Source organism: Nocardiopsis sp. RV163 (assembly GCF_001029525.1).
GTDB classification, from domain to species: Bacteria; Actinomycetota; Actinomycetes; order Streptosporangiales; family Streptosporangiaceae; genus Nocardiopsis; species Nocardiopsis dassonvillei.
On record NZ_LEKI01000327.1, the window covers coordinates 1 to 1,669 of the forward strand.

The 1,669-nt window shown below is 72.9% G+C and carries 1 protein-coding gene; it reads right to left on the reverse strand.

Translation table 11 applies throughout. The annotated features are described in order from the left end of the window. Nucleotides 1-341: 341 nt before the first annotated feature. The coding region (locus ABD54_RS26490; protein ID WP_047872282.1) for an ATP-binding protein at nt 342-1,669 on the reverse strand (1,328 nt) is incomplete at its 5' end.

Below are 1,669 nucleotides of genomic sequence, written 5' to 3' on the forward strand. Positions count from 1 at the left end.
GGCACGCCCGCACCGGGGCGCGGGTGGTGGTTCTTGCCGTCAGAAGACGCAGGGCACAGCCCCCGGCGTTGGGGCCCGGGGCGCGTGCGGTGCTGTTTGACCTCTCTCCCATCCGAAGCGGGGGGATTCTTCCCTCGCGGGTCGAGCTTTCTGCTTCGTCGCTGGTCGCCGAACCGAACTGTTCGGAGGGCGGAGCACCGCCCGTCGGTCTTACATCAGCTCCACAGACATCACGTCCCGCCAGCCCGGCGGTAGGTCGGTGCGGACTTGGTCCTCTTCCGAATCGACGCCCACCAAGCTAGCACTGACTCAGGCAGCTCCGAAACCGCAGGGCGGGGCGGTCAGTACCGGGCGGGCCAGGGTCGGGCGCCCTCGGTCAGGCGGGTGAAGGAGGAGAGCAGGCGCAGTTCGTCGATGCTGCGCGGAGCGGTGGTGAGCAGGTCGGGTGAGAAGACCACCGCCGCGACCAGTTGGGCGCGCGACAGGGCCACGTTGAGCCGGTTGCGGTCCAGGACGAAGGCGGTGCCGCGGCTGGCCTCGGCGGCGTTGGAGGTGGTCATCGAGCAGATGACCGCGGTGGCCTCCTGCCCCTGGAACTTGTCGACGGTGCCCACGCGCACACCCTCCAGGGCGGGATGGGTGCGGGCGGCCTGGGCCAGGGCGCGGCGCAGGGCGCGCACCTGGAGGTTGTAGGGGGCCACCACGAGGATGTCGTGGCCGGTCAGAGGGCGCGGGTGCGCCTCGGCGGCGCCGGTGACCTTGTCGGTGACCAGGTGGGTGGCCACCTCCACCACCGCCTGGACCTCCTCGGGGCTGTGGGTGGTGCGGCCCTGGTGGGGGGCGGGCAGGGTGTACACGCCCGGCGCCAGGGTGGCCAGGGCGCGGTCGGCGGTGCTGGGGTGGGCGTGCAGGCGGCCCTGGTAGGACAGGGCGGAGACGGTGGCGCACACGTCCGGGTGCATGCGGCGGGTCTGGTCGAGGAAGTAGCCGCGTGAGGGGTCGATGATCTGGCGTCCGGCCATGAGGTGTTGCAGGGCGGAGGCGTCGGCGCCTTCGCCGTGGGTGCCCTGGACGACCTGGGGCAGCTGTTGGGGGTCGCCCAGCAGGACGAGGTTGCGGGCGGCGGCGGAGACGGCGAGGGTGTCGGCCAGGGCGAACTGTCCGGCCTCGTCGATGATGAGCACGTCCAGGGGGTCGGCGAGCATGGCGGCGTTGGACATGGCCCAGGCGGTGCCGCCGATGAGGACCGGGTGGCCCTGGGCGGTGTGCTTGTCGCGCCAACTGGCGAGGGCCTGGGGGCTGGAGGGCTGTTCCCAGGGCGGGTCCTGGTCGGTGTCCTTGCCGCGTCCCTTGGCGCGTTTGGCGGCGGCCACCTCCACCCCGGCGGCCTCGGTCGCGCGCAGGGCGGCGGTCATGACGTTCTCCACGGCCTTGTGGCCGGTGGAGCACACGCCCACGCTCTTGCCCTGGCGGGCCAGATGGGTGATGAGCTGGGCGGCCAGGTAGGTCTTGCCCGCGCCGGGCGGGCCCTGCACGGCGAGGTAGGAGCCCTCCAGCAGGTCCACGGCGGCGATGGTGGCGTTTATGAGGTCGCCGCCGTGGTCGGCGGGGTCGGGCAGCGGGCCGGGGGTGCTCAGGCGCGGCGGGACGCGGCGCAGCACGTCTCTGA